The sequence below is a fragment of the Vibrio sp. 2132-1 genome (genome assembly GCF_033344315.1).
Genome location: NZ_JAWPON010000848.1, coordinates 1 through 520, shown reverse-complemented (window position 1 = coordinate 520; position 520 = coordinate 1). Strand labels below are relative to the sequence as shown.

Sequence of the window (520 nt, the reverse complement as noted above, 5' to 3'; positions counted from 1 at the left end):
ATTTCAACAATCACTTCTTAAATTGGTTTGTCGAATTTTTGTGGGTTGATGACGTCTGTAGCACCAAGTTGTTTAGCTAGGTCGAATTTGCTTTCGTTGATGTCGATACCGATGATGCGGCTTGCACCTGCCATGCGCGCACCGATGATCGCTGAAAGACCGATGCCGCCCAGACCAAAGATCGCAACCGTGTCGCCTTTTTCAACTTTTGCAGTGTTCAGAACCGCGCCCATACCAGTCGTTACGCCACAACCTAGTAGACACACTTCTTCAAGAGGCGCTTGCTTGTTCACTTTGGCTAATGAAATTTCAGGTAGCACTGTGTACTCAGAGAAAGTAGAACAACCCATGTAGTGGAAGATGGTTTCACCGTTGATAGAAAAACGGCTTGTACCATCTGGCATCAGACCTTTACCTTGTGTTTCACGAACGGCCTGACAAAGGTTGGTTTTGCCCGATTTACAGAACTTACACTCGCCACATTCAGCGGTGTAAAGAGGAATCACGTGGTCGCCAACCT

The 520-nt window shown here is 47.1% G+C and carries 1 pseudogene; it reads right to left on the bottom strand.

Going from position 1 to position 520, the window contains the following annotated elements:
* Window positions 1-20: 20 nt before the first annotated feature.
* Window positions 21-520 (bottom strand): annotated as a pseudogene (locus tag R8N47_RS28350) (zinc-binding dehydrogenase); the annotation flags it as partial.